Genomic DNA, 1,520 nt, shown 5'->3' on the forward strand with positions numbered 1-1,520 from the left:
CGTACGGACCTCGTATACGGCTCATGCACGTTTCCATTCAGCGTAATTGCTGAACACATACCCTGTCTTTACATGTTCAAGATTCACCAGACCACGTTCATTGAACCATTGGTTCGGCATCGCATAGCTGGCTAACGGGCTGGCTGAACTTCTCCAACATGCCATCCGGATGTGGCTGAACGGAGGTTTGTACCCCAACTGCTTCAGCCTCCTGTGTAGCCTTTTCGGCTTCTTCCAGAGTTTCAGTTGGAGACTTCGCAACCTCCTCCGCAGCCAAGCCGCTATTTTCCTGAACTCCCTGCTGGCATTCGCTATCCTGAAGTACTGGCCAAAGCCCCTCACCACCGGATTCAGCTCTTTGATGACCCTGCACAGCGGTTTACCTCCGTTACGTTTGGTCAGCGCTTTGAGCTTTGCTTTGAACTTCTGCACTTTCTTGGGCTGGATTCGGGTGTATTGACTTCCTATTTCCACACCCAAGAACTTCACCCCTTCGTCGCTGTGAGCGATATGGGATTTGCTTTGGTTCACCGTTAGTTTCAGATCTTTTTCCAGTACCTTGGTTGCCTGCCTGAGCGCATTTTCTGCTCCTGACCGGCTTCGACAGAAGATCAGGATGTCGTCCGCGTAGCGCACTATCCGATGGCCGCGTCTTCTCATTTCCTGATCGAACGCGTCCAGATAGATGTTCGCTATCAAGGGACTGATCACGCCGCCTTGCGGGCTCCCTATCTCTGTCTCACACCAATGCCCATTCTCCATTACCCCACTTTTCAGGAACTGTTTTATCAGTTCGAGAACGCTGCTATCCGTGACTCGTTTTCGCATGCTTGTCAGGATGAACTCGTGGTCGAGCTTATCGAAGCACTTGGACAGGTCCATATCAACGACATGTCGCAGGCCATACCTGCGGATGAACATGGTCGCTTTGTTGATAGCGTCGTGACAACTTCTCTGAGGCCGGTACCCAAAACTCGATGGGTGGAACTGCTCTTCGAAGATGGGGGTTAATAGGTCATTCAGGGTTTGTTGGACAACTCTGTCTCGAACACTCGGGACGCCCAGCAGTCTGACCCCACCATCATCTTTCGGGATTTCTACCCTCTTGACTGGCTGAGGCCGGTATTGCCGGGTTTTCAATTCGTGAAGAAGTTGGTCAAGGTTATTACTCAGATTTAAGGCGAAGTCGCTCAGGCTCTGCATATCTGTTCCTGCCGCGCCTTTTGCTTTCTTCACCTTTTTAAATCCATTGTACAGTCGCTCTTTGCTGAGCAGATGGCCATACAGACTGTAATAAACTCTCAACTTCTCCCCTTGGGTTGTGCGCTGTGTGGGGACAGTATGCATCGTTTTCATGTCGGTCTGTTTCATCAGGTATCGTAGCGTTCTAGCTCAACGGCAATCTACTACTGTAAGCCTGATTACTTCCTCGTACGGTTTCACCACTCAGTGCCCTGTTCCCAGTTTACCAAGCGGGAATACCCCGGTAGCTAGCCGGCTTGTGTACCATGAAAAAAAAA

The 1,520-nt window shown here is 50.7% G+C and carries 1 protein-coding gene; it reads right to left on the minus strand.

From position 1 onward, the window contains the following. Nucleotides 1-21: 21 nt before the first annotated feature. Complete coding sequence (gene ltrA, locus C9I98_RS26310; RefSeq protein ID WP_036828134.1) at nt 22-1,305, minus strand: group II intron reverse transcriptase/maturase; 1,284 nt, start codon at nt 1,303-1,305, stop codon at nt 22-24. Nucleotides 1,306-1,520: the final 215 nt, after the last annotated feature.

The organism is Photobacterium sanctipauli (assembly GCF_003026495.1).
Taxonomy (GTDB): Bacteria; Pseudomonadota; Gammaproteobacteria; order Enterobacterales; family Vibrionaceae; genus Photobacterium; species Photobacterium sanctipauli.